The 21,004-nt window shown below is 41.3% G+C and carries 25 protein-coding genes and 1 pseudogene; 9 read left to right on the forward strand and 17 right to left on the reverse strand.

The window, feature by feature from the left end; all coding sequences use genetic code 11:
* Positions 1–29: 29 nt before the first annotated feature.
* The 9 genes from FGL37_RS17545 to FGL37_RS17585 all read right to left on the reverse strand — a co-directional run bounded on the left by FGL37_RS17545 (position 30) and on the right by FGL37_RS17585 (position 8,003).
* Complete coding sequence (locus tag FGL37_RS17545; RefSeq protein WP_028068783.1) at positions 30–467, reverse strand: hypothetical protein; 438 nt, start codon at positions 465–467, stop codon at positions 30–32.
* A complete protein-coding gene (locus FGL37_RS17550; protein WP_051606564.1) occupies positions 433–1,482 on the reverse strand; it encodes a heme-binding domain-containing protein in 1,050 nt (349 codons plus the stop codon). The genes FGL37_RS17545 and FGL37_RS17550 overlap by 35 nt, the downstream gene beginning before the upstream one ends.
* Positions 1,483–1,605: 123 nt before the next feature.
* Positions 1,606–2,382 carry a DUF1223 domain-containing protein gene (locus FGL37_RS17555; RefSeq protein ID WP_028068782.1) on the reverse strand — a complete coding sequence of 259 codons (777 nt, stop codon included), beginning with the start codon at positions 2,380–2,382 and terminating at the stop codon, positions 1,606–1,608.
* 52 nt (positions 2,383–2,434) lie between these two features.
* Positions 2,435–2,893, reverse strand: a complete 459-nt coding sequence (locus FGL37_RS17560; RefSeq protein ID WP_051606563.1) for a protein-disulfide reductase DsbD domain-containing protein — start codon at positions 2,891–2,893, stop codon at positions 2,435–2,437.
* Between the two features lie 63 nt (positions 2,894–2,956).
* On the reverse strand, positions 2,957–4,255 hold the full coding sequence (locus FGL37_RS17565; RefSeq protein ID WP_028068781.1) for an epoxide hydrolase family protein: 1,299 nt from the start codon (positions 4,253–4,255) through the stop codon (positions 2,957–2,959).
* Between the two features lie 241 nt (positions 4,256–4,496).
* A complete protein-coding gene (locus FGL37_RS17570) occupies positions 4,497–5,219 on the reverse strand; it encodes an SDR family NAD(P)-dependent oxidoreductase (protein WP_028068780.1) in 723 nt (240 codons plus the stop codon).
* A gap of 45 nt (positions 5,220–5,264) precedes the next feature.
* Entirely contained in the window at positions 5,265–6,086 is an 822-nt protein-coding gene (locus FGL37_RS17575; RefSeq protein WP_051606562.1) for a helix-turn-helix domain-containing protein, read from the reverse strand.
* A 111-nt stretch (positions 6,087–6,197) separates the two neighbouring features.
* Positions 6,198–6,962, reverse strand: a complete 765-nt coding sequence (locus FGL37_RS17580; protein WP_051606561.1) for a response regulator transcription factor — start codon at positions 6,960–6,962, stop codon at positions 6,198–6,200.
* Positions 6,963–7,628: 666 nt separating this feature from the next.
* Positions 7,629–8,003: an NUDIX hydrolase gene (locus tag FGL37_RS17585; protein WP_262709468.1), complete on the reverse strand. Its 375-nt coding sequence runs from the start codon at positions 8,001–8,003 to the stop codon at positions 7,629–7,631.
* Positions 8,004–8,294: 291 nt separating this feature from the next.
* On the opposite strand from FGL37_RS17585, the gene FGL37_RS17590 reads away from it, so the two are divergent.
* Positions 8,295–8,948: a hypothetical protein gene (locus tag FGL37_RS17590; RefSeq protein WP_028068777.1), complete on the forward strand. Its 654-nt coding sequence runs from the start codon at positions 8,295–8,297 to the stop codon at positions 8,946–8,948.
* A gap of 271 nt (positions 8,949–9,219) precedes the next feature.
* Positions 9,220–9,795 (forward strand): DUF3267 domain-containing protein, encoded by a 576-nt coding sequence (locus FGL37_RS17595; protein WP_037532426.1) that lies wholly within the window; start codon positions 9,220–9,222, stop codon positions 9,793–9,795.
* 70 nt (positions 9,796–9,865) lie between these two features.
* On the opposite strand, the gene FGL37_RS17600 is transcribed toward FGL37_RS17595, so the two are convergent.
* Entirely contained in the window at positions 9,866–10,447 is a 582-nt protein-coding gene (locus FGL37_RS17600) for a TetR/AcrR family transcriptional regulator (RefSeq protein WP_028068776.1), read from the reverse strand.
* 126 nt (positions 10,448–10,573) lie between these two features.
* Here FGL37_RS17600 and FGL37_RS17605 point away from each other — a divergent pair, with 126 nt between their 5' ends.
* The 3 genes from FGL37_RS17605 to FGL37_RS17615 all read left to right on the forward strand — a co-directional run bounded on the left by FGL37_RS17605 (position 10,574) and on the right by FGL37_RS17615 (position 12,841).
* Positions 10,574–11,104 carry an NAD(P)H-dependent oxidoreductase gene (locus FGL37_RS17605; protein ID WP_028068775.1) on the forward strand — a complete coding sequence of 177 codons (531 nt, stop codon included), beginning with the start codon at positions 10,574–10,576 and terminating at the stop codon, positions 11,102–11,104.
* A 155-nt stretch (positions 11,105–11,259) separates the two neighbouring features.
* Positions 11,260–11,667 (forward strand): hypothetical protein, encoded by a 408-nt coding sequence (locus tag FGL37_RS17610; protein ID WP_028068774.1) that lies wholly within the window; start codon positions 11,260–11,262, stop codon positions 11,665–11,667.
* Between the two features lie 271 nt (positions 11,668–11,938).
* A complete protein-coding gene (locus FGL37_RS17615; protein WP_028068773.1) occupies positions 11,939–12,841 on the forward strand; it encodes a helix-turn-helix domain-containing protein in 903 nt (300 codons plus the stop codon).
* Between the two features lie 67 nt (positions 12,842–12,908).
* Here FGL37_RS17615 and FGL37_RS17620 read toward each other — a convergent pair whose 3' ends face one another.
* From FGL37_RS17620 to FGL37_RS17630, 3 genes are all read right to left on the reverse strand, one after another.
* On the reverse strand, positions 12,909–13,196 hold the full coding sequence (locus FGL37_RS17620) for a hypothetical protein (protein ID WP_028068772.1): 288 nt from the start codon (positions 13,194–13,196) through the stop codon (positions 12,909–12,911).
* Between the two features lie 272 nt (positions 13,197–13,468).
* Entirely contained in the window at positions 13,469–13,600 is a 132-nt protein-coding gene (locus FGL37_RS25945; RefSeq protein ID WP_262709469.1) for a hypothetical protein, read from the reverse strand.
* 24 nt (positions 13,601–13,624) lie between these two features.
* Positions 13,625–14,824: an MFS transporter gene (locus FGL37_RS17630; RefSeq protein WP_028068771.1), complete on the reverse strand. Its 1,200-nt coding sequence runs from the start codon at positions 14,822–14,824 to the stop codon at positions 13,625–13,627.
* Between the two features lie 368 nt (positions 14,825–15,192).
* On the opposite strand from FGL37_RS17630, the gene FGL37_RS17635 reads away from it, so the two are divergent.
* Positions 15,193–15,846 carry a hypothetical protein gene (locus tag FGL37_RS17635; RefSeq protein ID WP_028068770.1) on the forward strand — a complete coding sequence of 218 codons (654 nt, stop codon included), beginning with the start codon at positions 15,193–15,195 and terminating at the stop codon, positions 15,844–15,846.
* Positions 15,847–15,987: 141 nt separating this feature from the next.
* Here FGL37_RS17635 and FGL37_RS17640 read toward each other — a convergent pair whose 3' ends face one another.
* Together FGL37_RS17640 and FGL37_RS25805 are read right to left on the reverse strand one after the other, a co-directional pair.
* Positions 15,988–17,187, reverse strand: a complete 1,200-nt coding sequence (locus FGL37_RS17640) for an IS256 family transposase (protein WP_171019317.1) — start codon at positions 17,185–17,187, stop codon at positions 15,988–15,990.
* A 144-nt stretch (positions 17,188–17,331) separates the two neighbouring features.
* A pseudogene (locus FGL37_RS25805) lies at positions 17,332–17,565 on the reverse strand (winged helix-turn-helix transcriptional regulator); the annotation flags it as partial.
* A gap of 321 nt (positions 17,566–17,886) precedes the next feature.
* Here FGL37_RS25805 and FGL37_RS17650 point away from each other — a divergent pair.
* On the forward strand, positions 17,887–18,489 hold the full coding sequence (locus FGL37_RS17650) for an FMN-dependent NADH-azoreductase (protein WP_028071302.1): 603 nt from the start codon (positions 17,887–17,889) through the stop codon (positions 18,487–18,489).
* Positions 18,490–18,587: 98 nt separating this feature from the next.
* On the opposite strand, the gene FGL37_RS17655 is transcribed toward FGL37_RS17650, so the two are convergent.
* Positions 18,588–19,469, reverse strand: a complete 882-nt coding sequence (locus FGL37_RS17655) for an NAD(P)-dependent oxidoreductase (protein WP_028071301.1) — start codon at positions 19,467–19,469, stop codon at positions 18,588–18,590.
* A gap of 133 nt (positions 19,470–19,602) precedes the next feature.
* Here FGL37_RS17655 and FGL37_RS17660 point away from each other — a divergent pair, with 133 nt between their 5' ends.
* Both FGL37_RS17660 and FGL37_RS26140 read left to right on the forward strand, forming a co-directional pair.
* On the forward strand, positions 19,603–19,974 hold the full coding sequence (locus tag FGL37_RS17660) for a winged helix-turn-helix transcriptional regulator (RefSeq protein WP_028071300.1): 372 nt from the start codon (positions 19,603–19,605) through the stop codon (positions 19,972–19,974).
* A gap of 135 nt (positions 19,975–20,109) precedes the next feature.
* Positions 20,110–20,301, forward strand: coding sequence for a PLDc N-terminal domain-containing protein (locus tag FGL37_RS26140; protein WP_407695584.1), 192 nt, complete (start codon positions 20,110–20,112; stop codon positions 20,299–20,301).
* 23 nt (positions 20,302–20,324) lie between these two features.
* On the opposite strand, the gene FGL37_RS17670 is transcribed toward FGL37_RS26140, so the two are convergent.
* Positions 20,325–20,855 carry a GNAT family N-acetyltransferase gene (locus FGL37_RS17670; RefSeq protein ID WP_028071299.1) on the reverse strand — a complete coding sequence of 177 codons (531 nt, stop codon included), beginning with the start codon at positions 20,853–20,855 and terminating at the stop codon, positions 20,325–20,327.
* Positions 20,856–21,004 lie beyond the last annotated feature (149 nt).

The following is a 21,004-nucleotide window of genomic DNA, read 5'->3' on the forward strand; positions in this document are numbered from 1 at the left end:
TGATAAATTAATCTTTAATCTGTTTGATATTATTGTGGGAACTCGATCGGCTCCTGATCCAAAATATGCGCCATACGCTGTTGTTGGGATTCGTCAGAAGGGATCGAGCCAAATTCGATGTGGTATCGAAGGTTCCCTTTCGCATCGGTCTCTACCGTTTCTACCCGCAGCAGTTCACCGTTTACTTTGCTCCCGAAGTAATTGGGATCGTCCTGCACCTTATAAGTGACCTGTTTAAAGGCCGATCCCGGTAGCCTTTTGTTTGATCCCGTCAGCAGTTTAATAGCTTGCTGATTTCCATACAAGGCTGACATCGTCTGCTGGTCTGGATTAAAAGAAGAGGAGATAAATTGCAGATCGCCGGCATCAAACATAAAACGTATTTTCGCCGTCTCATGCTTATTATTTTTGGTACACGAACCAAACAATACACTAGTTAGCAGCAGTATGGATAGTAGCTTTTTCATGTCGGATGGTCTTTAAATAGTTATCGATCAATTTTTTAGAATTTACTTTTAGAGGCACATTAAATAGGTAGCCTGTCGATTCTGCAAGTTGCCTGTGGCAGCTGATGCACGATTGTTGGGCGAATAAGGCTGTTTTCCCTGTTGGTTTCAGTTGCTGTCCATTGAATTTTGCAAATCCCCAGCCCTCAGTTTCGGTATACGCCTTGCCGTCTTTGATCATGTACTGCATATTCACAAAATCACCCGGTACGATATCTCCATTGGCTTTTCGGGTTTGTTTGAAGACTGCTTTGGCAACCGCACTTCCTTCCGGCCAAGGATGAAAATTTTCTTCGGCAATAGCTTTGACAGCAATATCATTCCCATAGATTACCCGTATGCTGTTGTCAATGAGTGTACTCATGCCGATCACTTTCCAATTTTTAAAATCAGCATTGTACGGAATTCCATTTGGTGAAACGGGTACAGTAGGTAGTGGGGAAGCAAGCTTCATTTTGTCTGAAGTCAGCTTTTGTTGCAGTGGTGCAGCCGCATTAACCTTCATATGTGCAGGGATAAGACTGTCTTTTTCGGAAAGTGATAGAGCAAATCGTTTTATGGTCTCTATTTCATTTGTAGACAGTTTCGCTCCCGGATGCATCAATGCATAGCTGGGGAGTGGCATCTTCCCAGCGCGGACCATATTATATACGGCATAGAATTTTCCCTTTTGTTCAGCTTTCGATAACTTGTTCCATTCCGAAAAATTCATGACTTCTCTCGCGCGTTCAATATCCTTGTTGACGATCCAGGAGATCGGGGCCAGTTTATCAAAGAAAGACAGCTGCTGTTCATTGGAATGACAGTTGTAGCACGAACGTTCCAGAATCAGGGATACCTCTTTGGGGGCGTCCTGCAAATGTCCCGTGACCGGCTTGCGTTCTATCGGCTGATTGAAAAATTGCAGGGCGATAAAACCAATGGCAGTACATAATAAAGCGATGGTCAAGAGTCTATTTAGTCTAATATGTTTCATGATATTTCTTCTTTTTTACTAAAATTACGGCGAGTACAAGCTGTCTAAAAGATGGAAGTTGTTGAACCGGACATATTGCATCTTGAAAGCAGCATTTGACTTTTTGAATCGGACAGGACTTCGCTATAAGCCGATACGGGTCGCGTCGATGATCTCACCTGTCTTTTGGTTCTGCTCAAATGCTATCACTTCCCATCCCTCTTGTACCTCGGGGAGCTTAAAAGAAAAATTATCCGTTGCTTTAAGGGTGCGATACTGTAATTCGCGTACGATCTGCACATGCGTAAGAGCCTTTCCTGCATTTTCACCCGCCGACACATTTGAGGAAGCATGTTTTTGGACTAGCGCCATCACGATGCTGGAATGCTTAGCCACCGAAGAGGAGGTATAGCTGATCTGAACACGGTTCCCTTCGGATTTTTCCTTTTTGACAAAGAGGTTTCCTCGCTGACTTTGTATCAGAGCAGACTGGATACCTTTTAGTACTTTGCCCGTTTCGGAGCCCACCATTTCTGTTTTTCCATTGATTACCAGCTGTGGCGTGTATAGGGTGCTCAGGTTCATCCATTGGGCGTATTGTTTTTGCCGTTCGGTGAATCTAGCTTGACTAAAGCGGTCTTTCCATCCTTGATGATCCCAGTAATCGACATGAAACGCCAGGATAAACAATTCGTTGTTTTGATTATCTTTTTCGAGCCTCGCGATCAGTTCGTCTGCTGGCGGGCAGCTCCAGCATCCCTCGGAGGTGAAGAGCTCCACCACAGCAAAGCCCTTCCCGGAACTATTTGCTTCTTTGATGTTGGCAATCTTGTGGTCATCTGCAAAGCCTTTGAAAGCCATGATCAGCACAATGATCAGCGGTAGGCTGAGGATGTATAGGATATCTTTTATTGTTTTCATGATCTAAAATTTTAAGTGATTAATAAAAAGCGTTCACCTGGAGCGTATACATCTAGGGGCGAATTTTGAGTGCAAAACCGAAGTCCTGTGGTGGTACGCACACTTCATCACTACACTGCATAAACTGTATGGTGCCTTTGATCGTTCCATTCTTGCTCTTTATTTTAATTTTTTGGCCAAACTCAACTTCGTTCTCAAAATAGGTAACAGGTATGTCCAGCTGTTTGTCGAATTTGCGTAGGGGCTGGGGTTGGCTAACGCCTCCGATTAACTCATATGATTTATCGGGGACGAACTTGAAGTTCATCTGAATAGGACTTTTGGGATTATTGCCCAAAGCGTATAGATGCCATCCCTGTGGTATTTTGGCTTTCATGGAAATTTCTCCTTCTTCAGGTGATTTCCGTTTTAGAACGCAGTCCCAAGTGATCTGACCAGCGGCATTCTGCCCTCTGGAATAGCCACCGAACAACATCAGGACGGCGATCATTAAAATTGCTAATTTGCTCATTATGTTGCCTATTAAATTGTTAAATTCTTTTCTTTTCTGGTGATTGATTCTTGCCTCTTGCGGCTAAAGACCTTTTCGTAAGGCCTTAAAAGCAGCACGAAGTTCCTCGGTAAATACCTGCGGCTGTTCCCATGCCGCAAAGTGTCCACCTTTGGCAGCCTTATGGTAATAATATAATGTGGGGTAAGCTGCCCTGGACCAGCTTTCTGGCGCCTGATAAATTTCATGCGGGAACACGGAAATCGCTACCGGAACTTTAATGTCCCTCGTTTTCTGATGTTCGGAACTGAAGTTATTGTTGTTATTTTCCCAATAAAATCTGGAGGAAGAGGCGCCCGTATTGGTCAGCCAATACAGTGTGATATCGTCGAGGATGGCATCTCTGCCGATTACTTTTTCAGGGTGGAGATCGCTTTCACTCCATTCTGCAATCTTTTCGTAGAGAAATGCAGCCAGTGCGCTTGGTGAATCAGACAATAAATATCCCGTAGTCTGCGGCCGCGTCACCATCATTCCACCATAAGCAGCATTTCTTCCAAAGAATGTACGCAGAGCATCATAAGCATTGGTTTCATCCACTGAAAGTCCTGACGGGGCGGGCTCTCCGGCATTGATCGGTTTTACAAGTTCAGCTGGGATTGTTGCGGGCATCGTCAGGTGTATACCCAAAAGCCCAGTAGGGGCCTGCCGGGCCAAGGCATCCGAGATGACCGAACCGTGATCGCCGCCTTCCGAGACATATTTTGTATATCCAAGACGCTTGACCAATACATCCCAGGCCCTGGCCACGCGGTCCGGATTCCAGCCTAGTTCTTTGGGGATTTCTGAAAAGCCATAGCCGGGTATTGCCGGTATGATCACATCAAACGCATCTTCGGCTTTTCCACCATACTTAACAGGGTCAGTTAACGGGCCTATCGCATCGATAAACTCCAAAGGTGAGCCGGGCCATCCGTGGGTCAGAATGATGGGCAATGCATTGGCCTCTTTGGAACGCACGTGGATAAATTGAATGTCCAGGCCATCAATTTTAGTCACATACTGGGGCAGCGCATTGAGTTTGTTTTCCAGTTTTCGCCAATCATACCCCTGTCCCCAATAGCTGACAAGCTCTTTCAGCTGAGCAAGCTGAATACCCTGTGATTCATCTTTTACTGTTTCCTTGTCCGGGAACCGAGTTTCGGCAATACGTCGTTTTAGTTCGTCGAGTTTTGCCTGCGGGATGCTAATTTTAAATGGCCGGATAGTCTGGTCTACCGCAGACGATATGATCGCTGTTTGATCGTTCTGCGCACTGGCAATAGCCGGAATACTTAAGGAGAATGTCGCTGCCAGAAGAATTGTTGTTAGTTTTGTTGTCATTGTCTCTTGTGTTTAAGTGATGTTTTCATTTTCTTGTTGAGACAAATTTAGACCGGTGGGAGGGCCGTTAAAAGAAACAATAAGGTGAGTCGGACACATTTACGGTCGAATTGGTTATTTGGGCTTGCGAACCGGAAGGTAAGAATAGGTGGGATTAAATAATGGGTGGGGTGCTATCAGGTATTGGCCGGATGAGAAGTAAAGGATATTGCAGCCCCGTAGCGGAACTGCAATAGTTAAGTTACCAAGGAAGTTCACCTTCTTCACCAAAAAACTTGCCTGTAGGACCATTCGCGTCGAGCATTGCATATTTGGCAAGGTTTATACAGTTTTCCGCAGCCGATTTACCACCACTATTCCCGTTAAAATCTGTGGATGTCCATCCTGGCGTTACACAATTTATCTTAAAGCCGAGATTTTTATATTCATGCGCTAATGCAACTGTATAAGCGTTTAGAGCTGTTTTAGAAGGACCATAACTTATGGACTTGGCGTTGTAGAGAAGCCAGTCCGGATCTTGGTGTTTTGTTAAAGAGGAGAGATCACTTGTGATATTCTCAACGACGGGTAGAGATGATCTTTTTAAGAAGGGCAAGAATGCTTCAGTTACCGCAATCGTTCCAAAAAAGTTAGTTTCAAAAACTTCCCGAACATCAGCGACCGTCAACGGATTCTCCTTATTCTGTCTTCTTCCGAGAATTCCTGCGTTGTTTATCAAGATGTCCAGCACATTGCTATACTTCGCGAATTCTTTTGCGGCATTGTTTACAGATCCTTCACTAGAGATGTCGATTTCCAGCATCCTACAGTTTTCAAAGCCTAAGCTTTTTAGATCATTAATTGCTTTTTTTCCTAATTCAATACTTCGACATCCGAGGTATACAAAATACCCGTTATGCAGGAGATATTTGGCAAGTTCAAAGCCGAGGCCTTTATTGGCACCCGTAATAAGTACAGTTCTCATTGTAATCTGTTTAGTAATGTATAAAATGTATGTTGGTGGTTTTATTCAGTAGAGAGTCTTCTCAGAAGATGCATTAAAACCATAAAATTTTTTAAATGCGGTGGAAAAATGCGATAGATTTTCGAAGCCAACCTGAAGATAAATAGAAGATGGAGCTTGCTTTTCTTCAAAAATTAGCCGCTTGGCTTCTTCCAGCCGCTTTTTCATTAGCCACTTATGGGGAGAGAGGTTATAAATTTTCTTAAAGTCTCTTTTGAATGTAGCAAGACTTCGGCCAGAAAGGTAAGCAAACCGTTCCAATGTTACATTGTAACTATAGTTTCTGGTCATAAACTCTGCTAAGTCTAGTTTAATCGGTTCGGAAAAATCGAAAAGACTTTTTTTGATACCGGGCCACAGCATTTCGAGCAACAAAAAGATCTCTTTGGTTTTATTGAGGCTTAGTTTGCCCGGGATATTCTGTCCGGTTTTAATGTACGGCTTTAGCGATTCAAAAAATCCTGTAAAGAGTTCATTTTTAGCTATCAGAAAACGTTCCTTATATTGTGTGGAAGAAATAGGATCTGTCGCTGCAGCGGTTGGATCTCCCAATAGGACCTGATTCAAAAAATCGCGTGACAGCAGAATTTTGATCATTTCGAATTTCTCTCCGTTTTCATTGTCCATCAATGAGGCTTTTACCAACTGATTTCTACGGAGTAAGATCGTCTGACCTGCATCTGCCCGATGAGTTTTACCGTCTTCAAAAAATAATATATAGCCTTTTTGGATATGCCATATCTTATGTTCGGCCATAAAAGATTCTATCGGCGAATTGTTTTGTTCGGTGCAATAAAAGAAAACTTGAGCTTGTTCGATGTTTGCCATTTCTTATGAATTGTAAGGCAAAATTAGCCACAATTTTAAATAGTTAGTTTTCTATTTGGCTCATATCCACTTTTCTATTCGGCTCATTTACCAAAATATCTTAAGTATATGCTAAATAATGCCCATCATCTTTGCGATATGGCATGCTTCAATCGCGCTTTTTACCCGAAGTTTGGTCATGATGTTTTGCCGATGACGGTCAACAGTATTTTTGCTAATGAAAAGGTGCCGCGAGATTTCTTTGCTCGCCCTGCCGACTTCGATTTCTTTTAAGATTTGTATCTCACGTTTGGTAAGAATTTTTTGAGTGTTGAAACTATTGTTAGAAAGAATGCTACCGTTACTGGAGTTAATAATTATGGGCGTGGGAAGCCGTTCAGTATTGGTGCTAAAACTGTATTGATATAGAATAAGCTGGATGCTGTCTGTGGAGGAAGCGTAAAATATTTTGAGCTCAACGGGAATATATTGTTTGTCTTTATTCAAAACCCTTGCGACCAGAATAATGTGGTAATCCAATCTTTCTTTTAACGTTTTGTCTTTTAGGAAGTGGAATAACCGGAGTTCCATGAGGTGCCTTGTTCTAAGATCATCTGGATGAATAATTTGTGGAATATTGTCAATGGCAGCCGAACCTTGGGGTGAACCTGTTTTTTCTTCGGCTAGGCCGACATATAAAGATAGCCCGCCATGATAAACATATTTTGCTTTGGTTTTGAGGTCTACGAGCACTGTTGTGGAGTTTTGCAGGACGGAAAGTACAAATGCAACATGCCTATATTTTTCCAGCGACATTTTGGGATCAAGCTCACCCTTAAATTCCTGTTCGAAAAGGCCCATTGAAGCCTGATTTTCAGTTTTCGGAAAAATGGTCATTTTTTACTATTTTTTACGTTTAAGTCCTTATTTATCTTTGTTGAAATTACTAAAAATATGGTAATTCGATCATGGTCAATAAGAATTTAATAAACAAAAAATGAAACAGAAATTCATACATCACTGTCTTTCCATTAACATCTGGGTAGCTTTAATTCCACTTTTGTTGCTCTTCTGTATAATGTCTTTTTTTATTATTCCTGATTTGCAGCAGCGAATTGGGGCGGAACTTTTGGACACCATGTTCAGGGGATATCATTTAGCGGATGTTAATTACTTAATGGACAAACTGGGTGCAGAAGGCAGGTCCACTTATTTCTATCTTGAACTGTTTGGAGATTTGCCTTTTATTATTTTTTATGTAATAACGTTTACAATACTCATTGTAAGGCTGCTGATCAAAAATAAGATTAGGACTACCGTACTGTTTTATATCGCTTTGTTTCCGTTAATAGCAGGAATTTTTGATTTTTTGGAAGATATTTCCGTCATTAACATGTTAATAGCATATCCAATAATCGAAAACAAGGCTGTTTTTTTATCGTCTTCAGCGACAGTTTTAAAGGGCATTTTTCTTGTGTTTGCTCTGCTTTCTATGTTCGTCAACAGCTTTTTACTGCTATACAAGAAAATAAAATAATAGCGTATATCAGTATCGCTGGCTGACTAATTAATCAAATCCAAGGTTTTCAACCTGTCTGATATAATTTTTACGACCGCCGAGGTTCTATTTTTATCCTTATAGCAAATCCATTCAAAGGAATCTATTTCACTAGATGCTTCCAAAGTTCCGGTATATTCAGCAAAATAACAGGCCATCTTTACCAAAACGCCAGCTTCTTTGCCATCTGCAGCTGCTTCGAACGTACCGAAATACCGTATTGTGTCATCTAGGATCTCGACGTTAAGTTCCTCTATTATTTCTCTTTTCAGGCATTCAATATCGGATTCATTAGCTTCTCTTTTGCCCCCGGGTAAATACAGTTTGGATTTCATTTTAGAAAGCGCTGTTAGAACCTTTTTTTCAGAAATGCAGATCAATGCAACTTTATCTATCGTATTTTTTTTTCATCGCATGAAATTAATGAATTTAAATTGAATATTATGGTATGCGGTATAAGGAAATGCCCCAACCTACCCAAATGTGCGCTAGCGAAATAGTTGCGAGCTTTACGTGACGCAATGGGTCTGACATGAATATCAGACTCAACGATGAGAAAAGACGCTGGAGAAAGCGATAAGAGTTCTGAGTATTGATTTCATATGTATTTAATGATTTGTAAATACTGAAATAATAGCAAAGAACTATTTTTAAAAAGTTAGATCAATTAAATGAAAATATACTTTATATCATTTTTTGCTGTATTCATTAGTTTGGGTTCATGTAAGCAGAAAAGCAAGCAGCAGAGTGAAAAATCCAACAATACAGATACGTCACAAGTCTCTGGTGTTACAGATTCTCTCGTATCCGTTGATTTTAATATGGATCGGATTCCCGTGTCTGCGCAAGACATTGGTATATTTCCGTACCTTTCTACCCCTTCGGGATACCGCTATGCGGACGAGAAACAGAAAACATTAGAGGAGAAGTATTTCTTCTACAATGATAGTTTGGTGAGGAAAGTCAGTGGTCAATATTTTCATGCAACTATTTTTTCGCAGGGAGACGCATTTGAAGATACCTATCTGGTCGGTGAATATAAAAAGGCGATTGCGAACCTGGGAGGGATTGAGATCTATTCAGGCGGACTGCCGTCGCGGGCTGATGAACTTATCAAAAAAGAAAATCCCGCCTATGTATCGGATATGTATGATCCAAGGCCCTATAAATATAAACAGTTCCTAATTCGCACCCCGAAAGAGAATATTTGGATCGAACTTTGCCACGGCCTCAATGCAGATCAGGTTGATCTGACAGTTGTTAAAGAAACGGCTACGAATGAAAATGAAATTTCTAAAAAACACCCAGATAAAGCGAAAGGATGATTACAAAACCTTCTAGCTAAACAGTAACTTTGAAGATCGATTTCGTTATTTGAAACAAATCCTCCGATTTATACCCTGTGCAACGATTTCGGGTATAAAATTTATATTGCCCTAGAATAACCGACAATCACATATGGATGTATACATGTGCATATGGCTGACCTTTCAGAGTTATGCCAATAGAACATCATTTCAATGAAAATAAGCCGCCCAAAAATGTTAACTTAGTGTATTACCTTGATTGTAATGTCTAAATTTTTGAAATTACCTTATGCACGATTCTCAACAATATAAAAAAGAGCAGCTGACGATTGATCTCGTATGGGCCAACAAAGTTGGATTATTCATATTAATTCCCATCGTTATTGTATTTGGTGTACCGTTTTATTGGGTATGGAAATCACAGCTAAGTTTTAAAAGCGTGTTTGGAGAAGTAGGGGTACTGGACAGTATCTATATTTTTGGAGTTCTTATGGCTGGAATTGGCTTGCATGAGCTTATACATGGCATTACATGGGCTATTTTTGCCAAGAGAGGATTTAAATCCATAAAATTTGGCGTGCTATGGAAAATGCTGACGCCCTACTGCCATTGTAAAGAACCGCTAAAAGTGAAGGAATATATCATTGGAGCTATTGCTCCAGCGATTCTTTTGGGTATTCTTCCTGCTGTCTTCGCAATTTTTAACGGCAACGTTGGCATGCTAGTCTTCGGCATGTTTTTCACTATGGCGGCCTGTGGGGATTTTTTGATTATCGATCTGATTCGGAAGGAAGATCCGAATGATCTTGTCGAGGATCATCCCACAGAAGCCGGGTGCTACATTTATCGAAAAATCAGCGATTAAATAGAAATTGATTTCCTCACACTCCATCAATTTCTTACGCATTTACTATCTCTTCTATATTGAGCACAGGTTACTCGGAGCACAATGGATTTAATGTACTTTTGATGATATCCAATAACATCTGAACGACCTCCTTTTTCGATAGGGGAAGTACTGTACCGACGCCCGCATATCCTTCCAGATACGGAACCAAAAAACATACGACTTTCTCGGGCAACTGAGCATGCGGCCGAATTAATTCTGTGAGCCATGCGCAATAATCTTTGTAATATGCATCAATGGCCAGTTCCAGATCTTTGTTGCGGGATGATAAAGCAGAAATTTCCCTGAACATGATTGCCTGATCCGATTCTTTTGCATTATATAAGAGGAGATCCAGCAACTGTTCGAAAAAGATACTCCCTGAACTGGCCTGATCAAGAGCAGACTGTTCCATTCTTGCCATGATCGCCTCCTGGCACCCACTAAAATATTGTGCTATCGCGGCCTTTAACAATGCCTCTTTATTTGGATAGTAATATTGCAGATTGCTGAGCGAAATATTTGATGCTTTTGCGACTCCTCTCATCGAAAGGTTTTCTCCGCCTTTCTTGCTTAAAAGATCAATGGTGACATGTAAAATATGTCCGATTTTATCTCCCTTTTTTGTCATAATAATTCAAAAATAGACATAATATTTGAATGCTTAGGTCATGTGACCTATATTTGTTTATAGGTCATACGACCTAACTGTAGTTTTAATTTTCATGTTGACAATAAAACTCTAACTTGTTACTAAATGAAGATCCTAATAATTGTTACACATCCTCATTTGTCCGAATCCGTGGTCAACAAAAACTGGATTGCGGCGTTAGAAAAGCACCCGACACGATTCACCGTTCATCATCTGGATGCCGTATATACCGATGGTAAAATTAACGTCCCTGCGGAGCAGGCTCTTGTAGAGCAGTACGACAATATTGTTTTTCAATTTCCATTCTATTGGTTTAATTGCCCTCCATTGTTAAAGCAATGGTTGGACGAAGTATTGCTTTATGGTTGGGCCTATGGTAGTAGCAGCGGTAAAAAAATGCAAGGAAAAAAAATTGCCTTGGCTATATCGCTAGGAGCAGAGGAGGCTGACTATCAAAGAAGTGGCAAATTCAAATATTCATTAGCCGAATTAACTCGTCCTTTTGAGCTGACATTTGCGTATGTCCATGCGGATTATAAAGGGATTTTTGCGCAGTTTAGTGCTGGCCCTGAAAGCGACTCCCAGTTTAACGAAGAAAGTGCGAAAAAATATCTCTCTTTTCTGGAGCAGCTTTAAGATGTGAGACTTTTATGTTCTTTAGATTTCGGTAGTAGATTAACATTAAATACGTGTAGCGTTATATATAATAACGGCGTTCTCTCAATTAAGTACAGTCAGAAGCCGTACTTGACTGGCCAATTTTAAAATAAAAAACGAATTATATAACAAAGATGAAAAGATCAGTATTTTTTACCGTATTCAGCTTGAGCACTGTGCTACTTTTTTCCTGCAATAAAGAGGAAAATGTAAGCGTTAACGAGCTAGAAGGAAAGTGGGAGCTAAGTGCGTCAATCGATGGTTATACAGGACAAATGGAAGAATTAGATCCCGGAAACGGAAAAATTGTGGAGTTTGGAACGAAAGACTATCGTTTCATCGAGGATAATAAGATCATAAAACAGGGTGAATATACCATTGAGAGGAAATTAAGTAAACTTACCAATAGAGAAGAGTCGTATATTATATATGACGGCATGAAAGATGGTATTCCACAGACCTATACCATTCAAGAGGATGAGCTTACATTAAGTATTCATGCTATGGATGGCCCCGCATCCATTTACAGGAAAATAAAATGATACCCCTATAAAGTAAGAAAATTCTCTTCTACTGTATCTTATTCTCTGTCATTTTTATTGGCAGTGCGACGATAAAAAACAATACGTTGTCCCTACATACTGACAGGGCAGCGGATGGGGAGGGGGCCGAAAGCATCGATTCTATCATCATTGAGCTAAAACATGGATCTCCAAATTTTCTTTACTTATATAAGAATAGTTTTCCGGACAATATTTTGTATAGATTTTTTGCGTAGAATAGCTAATTTAGGTGGTCAAAGCAGTACATTGTATGTCAGGAGCTAAAGATAAAATCAGCGAGTACCATCTGAATAAACATCAGCCTAAAAAGCCGCAATTTGTTGTACACGATCTTGCAGCATATATAGAGCAGCATAGTGAAGACGTTACTCACCCTCATATTCATAGCTTTTATCAGATTATCTGGTTTAAACGAGGATCAGGAAAGCATTTCGTGGATTTTAGCGGATATCCTGTGGCCGAAAATTCCATTTTTTTTGTAGCAAAGGATCAGGTACATTATTTTGACGACAAGAAAAATTACGAAGGTGTTCTCATTCATTTCAATGAGCAGTTTTTTGTGCATGGCAGGGGTGAATTAGAATTCTTTCTTAAATGTAATTTGTTTGATAACAACTATCAGGCGCCTTATTGTCGTCTGGAAAGCGACACCGGTGAAATATTAGATCAATATCTGCGTTTGATCCGAGAAGAGCTGGGAGGTAGGATTGAAGACCGATTTGGAAGTGAAGAACTGTTGCGTGCATATCTCGTCGCTTTTCTGATACAAATTCAACGCCAAAAGAATTTATCTGAAAGAGTGAGTGGGATGTTGTCCTATCGGGTGGATGATAAGAAAATGCAGCTGTTGAAATTTTTAAATCTCGTTGACAAGCATTATACGAAAGGTACCACAGTTACACAATATGCTCAGAACCTGTTCATTTCAACGAGAACATTGTCAGCGCTCACGAATCAGTTATTGGGTAAAAATCCTTCAAGTATTGTTCAGGAACGTATAATTCTCGAAGCACAACGTCTGCTTCTTCATTCCGAACTCAATGTCAGTCAGATCGCTTTCCGTCTAGGTTTTGATGATACATCCTATTTTGTAAAGTACTTTAAAAAGCATACCCAGATCTCACCGGCCGAATTCCGAAAATCCATCCAATAGGATGGATGAATTGCGCCGTGCTGTTGTGAGAGAACCGCTGATAGCTATTATATACTATTTTCAGAAGCTAGGCAACCTGATAAATTTTGATGTTAGGGTTGCCAATGATATAGGGCTTCAGAGACACTATAAAATCCGCATTGAATAGCCTGCTGACCAAGTAGCCCTGTGCATCTTCCATACTGCAGAAGCCATGTAAGATGCGGACGTCTTCGACATGTACCCATAGCTCATTGCATAAAGCCCCCTTTACTGTTGTCAGAAATGGTTCTTTGTACATATTGTATACGGCTGTTATTCCGGCGCGGTCTAATCCTTCGATTGTCAATGATATTTCTAAATATGCCTTTGTCATTTTGATGATAAATTTATGTTAACTGCTTTTGCGGCCCCAACGAGTTGCTGCAATCAAGAGAAACTTCTGGATTAAAACGTAAAGACTGCCTCCAAAGAGGCAATCTTTACCGTCGTACTATACGGCCGAGTATACCCGAATTTCAGGATCAGCTTGGAGGTACGGCTTTAACGAGACAACAACGTCATTGGTAAAAAGTGTTGTATGCAAGTATGCCACAGCCTCTTCTGCCGATTCAAAACCATGCAGTACCTGGACATCATCTGTTCTAATCAAAAGTTCCTTGGAAACTGCCCCTTTGATAGTTCTAAAAACGGTGCTTTGTATTTACTATATACAGCTGCTGCCGCTTCTCTGTCAGCATCGTTAACTTTTAATGTGATTTCTAAATACGCTTTTGTCATGATATTTTCTTTTAAATCTGTTTATCAAAGTTCGGAGATCAGCACAGGGGAAGCTTTGTTTGCCATAAACCGCATTACCATGAGGGCAATGATGAGAAAAGGAATGACCGCAATATTTACACCCTGCCAGCCCCAGTATTTGAGGATACCTCCTGCGGAGAAACTTGATGCGCTCATGACCGTAAAAACAAGAAAATCATGAAATGCCTGTGTTTTTTCTTTCTCCTCTGACAGATATACCTGTGTAAGTAATGCAGAGCCGCCGATATACATAAAATTCCAACCTATGCCGAGAAAGATCAGCCCCGAGATAAAATGCATGAAATCCGTTCCTGTCAATGCAAAGATCAAGTGTATAAGTAGGATAATGATGCCCAGGAGGATGACCCTATTGACACCATATTTCTTGATCAGCGTTCCTGTGAAAAATGACGGCACAAACATACCTAGGAGATGCCATTGAATGACGGTCGCCGAAGCACTGTCAGAGTGCCCACAGTGCTGCATGGCTATAGGTGTTGCCGTCATGATCATCGTCATGACCGAATAACCAACGGCAGAAGAGATCAGTGCTGTTATCGTGTTTTTCTGAGTTATAATTACCTTTAAAGACCTTCCTGACCTTATAGGTTCACTGCCGGATACTGCTTTTGGGCCTTGAAGTTTCAGCGAGAAAATGACAAAAAATGCAATCAAGCTCAAAATCGTGATCGATAAGAATGAATAAGCAGAGGTGGCACTTCCCATATGTTGCGTATAGCGTGCCAAATTGGGACCTACAATAGCTGCTGCCACACCCGCCGCCATAACGATAGCAATAGCTTTTCCTTTGTTATGCGCGGGTACCGAATCCGCTGCAGCAAAGCGATAGTATTGGGCAAAGCCCTGATAGCAGCCGATCAGCATTGTTCCAGCAACAAAAAGACTGAACGAACGGGTGATAATTCCGTAAAATGAAAGCAGTCCTGCTATAATGCCAAACCAAGTTCCCAGCATAAAGGTCCTGCGTTGCCCAATCTTTTTCATGATCAATGAAGCGGGTATCATCGTCACTGCGGTACCTAATGAAACCACCGAAACGGGTAAGGTCGCGAGACTCTCGTTGGGAGCAAGCTGTAGTCCAACTAATGCCGACAGGGTAGCACCGATAAAGGAGCTGGTCTGGTACAGTGCTTGAGAAGATGAAAGCAGGAATACATTATTCCATTTTGTTGCAATAACCATAATGCAAATTTCTCTTCTATGCGCTTAGCAGAAAGGTGTAAATTGGAAAAAATACGGTAGTTTTCAGCATGGTCATATTGCAAATCATCGATCGAAATTGTTTATCACCCGCCGATGGTCTGTGTTGTCGGCGCTCTTTCAATGGGTTTTTGGTGACTTCAACGCTAAGGCTGACGAATGATCATAACCGGATCGCCTGTTTAACCGATTAGAGAATCCCGCTGCTTTTGTCATGGGACAGGGGATAGATCAAAAAGATGGATTTGTCGCAAATCGGTTTCTATCTTCTTGCCCACAGTAGATAGTTGTCTTATTGCACATTTCATTTTTTTATTTAACTTGTATAAGTTTTCTAAAAAACCAATATCATGAAAAGACAACTGAAACTACTGTCCGCTTTATTGGCTGCTATTTTGATTACTAATTGTGGTAACCCTAAGGAGTCAAACGAAAGTGTAGAGAATGAAAAAGAAACCGCTGGAATCGCAGATGTGGTCAAAGGTGTATCTAACTTAGATAACCTGACTGACGGTACCAAGAAAATGGAGGAACTCCAGGCTAAATTGAAATCTGAAAAACCTTTAACCTCTGAAGAGCTCAAAGCGTTTCTTCCTGAAAACTTAGATGGTTTGAAGAGAACATCTTATTCTGCTGGCTCCTTGTATGGAGCGGGTGTTATTTCTGGTAATGCCGCTTATACATTAGACGATCAAAAGAGCATTGAAATTAATATCATTGATGGGGCAGGTGAGTCCGGAGCTGCAGTAGTTAGTCTTGCGCAGATGGGTTTTATGATGGACTCGGAAAATATTACGGACACAGAAGTAGAAAAAACAGGTGAATTTGAAGGTAGGCGGGCAAAGACGCGAGACACTAAGGCGGAAGAAGGTTCAACAGAAAAGAGTTCCGAAATCAGCTACCTTGAAAAAGACCGCTATTTGATTACCTTAAAGGGCGAAGGTTACAGTTTGGATGAATTAAAAGGATTTGTGTCTAAATTAAATGTAGGAGCTTTGAAATAAGAAAGAGTTTGTAACGGACACAGACCGTATCCATAGTTGAAAAAGCATTTGCCTGCTTCCCCGAGTTGATGAGGGGAAGCTTTTTTGTGGGACTGTCCCACTAAGTGTGTAAATAAAAAATACGGAGTTCAGTTATGTTCCTTATAACTGGACTCTTTTTTCAAATAAAGTTAAGAACTGATTTAGGATAATGCCCCAATTCTGAATAGGCATCGTCCACTTTTTAGAGATTTCTCTCAAAGCCAAATATACAGATTTCAGAACGGCATCATCGCTGGGAAATGACAGTTTATTCTTTGTGTATTTACGGATCTTCCCATTCATGTTTTCGATGATATTGGTCGTATAGATAATTCGTCGGATCTCAAGTGGGAAGTCGTAAAAGACGGTCAGTTCGTCCCAGTTCTCCCGCCATGATCTTATGGCATAGGGATATTTGGATTCCCATCTATCGGCAAAATCTGCCAGCGCTGCCTGTGCAGCCTGTTTATTGGGAGCATCATAGATAGGCTTCATATCTGCTGTAAACGCCTTTTTATCCTTCCATACAACATATCTGCAGGCATTTCGGATCTGATGGACAACACAGACCTGGGTACTACACTCAGGAAACACACTCCGTATGGTAGCGGAGAAACCATTGAGATTATCGGTCGCTGTAATCAGCATATCCTCTACGCCCCGGGATTTCAGGTCTGTCAGGATTCCCATCCAAAAACTGGCACTTTCATTCTTGCCCAGCCACATGCCCAGGACTTCTTTATAGCCATCCCTGTTTAGGCCCACAGCAAGATAAATGGTCTTATTGACCACTTTGGAGTTTTCCCTGACCTTAAAGACAATGCCATCCATCCAGACAATCAGATATACGTTGTCCAGCGGACGGTTTTGCCAGGCAATCACATCGCCCGCCACACGGTCAGTAATCCTGGAAATCGTCGATTCAGAAAGATCAAATCCGTACACATCGCGCATCATATTTTCTATATCCGAAACACTCATGCCTTTGGCATATAGCGAAACGATCACGTTCTCAACTCCGTCAATCATGTTCTTGCGCTTGGGAACGATAATGGGGTTGAATGTACCATCGCGATCCCGTGGGACCTGAATTTCCAGATCTCCCTGATCCCCACGAACCTTTTTGCTGGTATGCCCGTTTCGGGAATTGCCCTGACCACTGCGCTCATGCTTTTCATAGCCAAGGTGGCCGTCCATTTCTCCTTCAAGCATCTGCGATACTGCACGTGCCTGTAATTCCCGGAAAAATGATTGCAGCTCTAACCCGTCCTTAAAACTCTTTAAGAATTCCTTGTCGTTTAATAGTGACTCTTTGTCAATCATACTCTTATAAAGTTAAGTAAATAAAAAATGCGAAGTCCTTTCCAACTCCGCATTTTTATAACTTACACACTTTATGAGACGGTGTCTTTTTTGTTGAGTACCTTATGGAATTTGGTTGTACCGATGTCGTGATGTCTTAGCTTATACCTGCCTTCGCATACTGTCCTGGATCCTCTTCCTGTGCTGTGCGCCCCAGCTGTCCAACTCCCTTATCACATTTTTCAATGTGCGACTGTATTCTGTTGCCTCATAAACAATGCTGACAGTTGTTGCCTCGAACACATTTCTCTTGATAAATCCGTTCAGCTCCAGATCCTTGAGTTCATTTGTTAATACTTTAGGTGATATGCCGTCAAGATCACGTTGTATCTCACCAAAGCGCTTAGAAGACTAAATCAAGGAGAGAATTAGGGCTAGTTTCCATTTACCGTTCAGCACATATAGCGCATCGAGAACATTTCTGAGTGAACTTGTGCACTGTTCTTTATCTAGGAATGATGTTTCATTGTTTTCTTTCATAGTACAAATATAAGCTGTTACCTGTAAGTAAGTACTTTCCTTGGGGTAAGGACCGATTCTTTGATTGTTGACTCCCATAACTTTGTCATGTAATCCACGGCTTATATAACCGACGATATATAAATATCTGCGGCGAGCTGAGCCATATTTAGTTTAACATATTAAAACAACAATCCAATGAAACGCATTTTGCATTTAAAGTCCAGTTTACAAGGAAATGATTCGTATAGCATCAAACTGGGCACCGCTATTGTCGAGAAGATCAATCAAAAATACCCAGGGAGCATCCTGGAGGAATTAAACTTGGTGGATCCGGAGATTCCACACCTAAGTCCTGCGGTTCTCCGTACGTTTTTTATGCCGGAGGATCAGCTTTCCGAAGAAGATAAACAAGCTATCAGCCTGTCCAATACACTTGTTAAACAGCTTCTATCAGCAGATATTATCGTTATCGGTGCTCCATTGATCAACTTTACGATTCATTCTGCACTTAAAGCTTGGATCGACCATATAACACGGGCGGGAATCACTTTTGGTTATACTGACGCCGGCCCAGTTGGTAAGGTTACAGGAAAAAAAGTGTATGTCGCGATGTCCTCTGGAGGTGTTTATTCCGAAGGGCCCGGCAAATCCAACGACTTCGTGGCACCCTATCTGCAAGCTTTTCTTGGCGCTTTGGGGATGACTGACATTACCGTGTTCCGTGCGGAAGGACTAAAAGTGACGGGAGTAAAGGAACATGCCATGGAAAAAGCAATAAACAGTATCTATATTGACTAATTTCTGCCCACAATAGTGCCTGTCCCGCGCTGCACGTGAGGACAGGCACTATTGTGGGTACTTCTCAGCAACAGCAAGAGCATGGTATACAGGAGCTACTATGTACGCCTTAGCGTTTTAATCACAGCAGCAAACTCTTCCTGTTCGTAGCCTGCATCCTTTGCCCGCTGCAACCAGCGAGCGGCGAATTCTGGAAACTCGCTGTTTATACCGCTTTCGCGCGCGGTATCCAGGATTCGTTTTGTAGCACCGACGGAGATGGCAAGTGGGCTTTGGGAGATTTTAAAGTCGTTATTGCTGATGACTTTACCCTCATGTTTTAAAAATTCACCCATTCCGGGGGCGATCTCTGCGATAATATTTCCATAATCAGCCACATTGAAATTTTCCGCTTCTGCAATTACTGCCCCATGAAAGAAACCCATTGCGGCCCCATAGATATAAGATAATGTAGCGGTGTCCAACGCTGCGGCAGCCCCTATATTTTCGCCAAGATATTTTAAATTTCCGCCCAGAACTTTTAGTGTTTCTTCGATTTTCGCATACGTCGCCTTACTGCCGGCCAATAATATCGTGGTATCCGGCTGGGCCATCTGTTCGGGTGCCACCTGTATAGCCCCGTCAATATAGGCTGCATGTCTCCTGTTGAACCAGTCTTCGCTGTCACGTGCTTCCTGAGAAGTGCCCGTGGTCAGCTGCAGGATGGTCCTTCCAGACAAAACGCTTTCATTTTTAATCGTTGAAAAGAGTGTTGATGATATCGCATAATCGTGCACAATAACTATGCTCACCGGACTGGAAGCTATGGCCTCTTCTATGGTGGCGGCATAGCTGGCACCGTCTCTGATCAGCACATCTGCTTTGGATGCTGTACGGTTGAATACCGTAACCTTAAAACCCTGTTGTTGATACAATTGTGCAATCTTTATACCCATAGGTCCTAGGCCTATGATGCTGATTTGTTTTTTTAATGTTTCCATTTTTTTTCCTCATTACACAACAAAGATGAGTATAACGCAAAACGCGTACAATAAGGGAAAAAGGATTCAGCCAGGGAAAAATTATTCCCTGGGGAATGTAAAAATTGAGTAGATTTACTTAAAATAAAAAAATATGTATAGCAGAAAGATTCCGGAAGATTTGGACTGTGGCATAGTCGTCACCATGAAGATCATTGGCGGAAAATGGAAGGCCTGTATATTAGATGCCATTCATAAAGGAATAAAACGCCCGAGTGAATTACATCGTTCTATTGCCGAAGCAAGTCCTAGAGTGATTAACATGCAACTTCACGAGCTTGAGGTGGCCGGTGTCGTAGACAAGGAAATCTATCCGGGGCTGCCGCTTAGAGTAGAATACTATCTTACTTCATTGGGCGTCAGTTTATTGCCAGTGATCTCGATTATCAATGAATGGGGGGTCGAACATAAGCACCGGGTCGAAAATTTGGACGAGACCAATAGGGCTAAGGAACTGTCCAAATAAATATTTTTAGTTCCTTTAGTACTTTTTCCAGTCGGTGTTGTATATCATAACGGAAGATTGCCGTAGCGATTTCGATGGCAATCTCTCTGTAAAATCGAAGATATGCTAAACTCATCAAGTATTACGCCACAGGAGATGTTTTTTCTCATATGCATAATCGCTCCGTTTTTATATTCAATCTACCATGTATCGAGGAATAAGAACTTGAATAGTTATAGAAAGACGATCTGGATACTCGCCCTTGTATTTGCTTCCTTTGTCGGATTGTCGCTTTATTGGATATATGGTAGAAATGTATATCATAACACAAGAAATAGGAAGACGTAAAATATGCTCCGTTGGAGCTTTCATCAAAGCTCTTTCCGCAAGACAGTGTCAACTTCGTTTGCTTCAATTTTTTTAAATCCCATTTTTTCAGCAAGCCGTATTGCCTTATGGTTTCGGGTTGTCGTAACTGCTACAATGCTCTTGACGCCCAAGTTTTCTTTTGCAAGTAAAAAGAGCAGCCCAAATGCCGCCTGCATAAATCCTTTGCCCCAGTATTCGGGAAGCAATGAACCGCCAATGGCAATTTGCTCAGTGGTCTGATCCCAATGGTGCAGGGCACAGTCTCCAATAATAATCTGAGGGTTTTCTGTCGACCTGATGGTGAAGTTATATTCACACACGGAAATTATACGCTTGGTAAACCCTATTGCCGTCTCATTCTCTAAAAAAGGGCTTTCATCAAAATTAACAGCCAGCTGTGGATGGGAGTAAATCGCATAAAAAAAATCAGCGTCAGCCTCTGTCAACGGGCATAGGACCACTTGATCATTAACTAAGTTTAAAGTATGTTTATCTGTTGCAGAAGACAGACCTTTTAAATATCCAGAGTTCATTTACGCGGTAACTTTTTCATTAGTGACAATATTACAAACAAAGAACGATATAATTCAAACTGTGTACATCCATATTCTTAATCAGTCACTGAATTTATTGTCTTCTGCTGGCTGACCACCGCCTTCTTTGTAGCGTAACAAGTAGACTT

The organism is Sphingobacterium thalpophilum (assembly GCF_901482695.1).
GTDB classification, from domain to species: domain Bacteria; phylum Bacteroidota; class Bacteroidia; order Sphingobacteriales; family Sphingobacteriaceae; genus Sphingobacterium; species Sphingobacterium thalpophilum.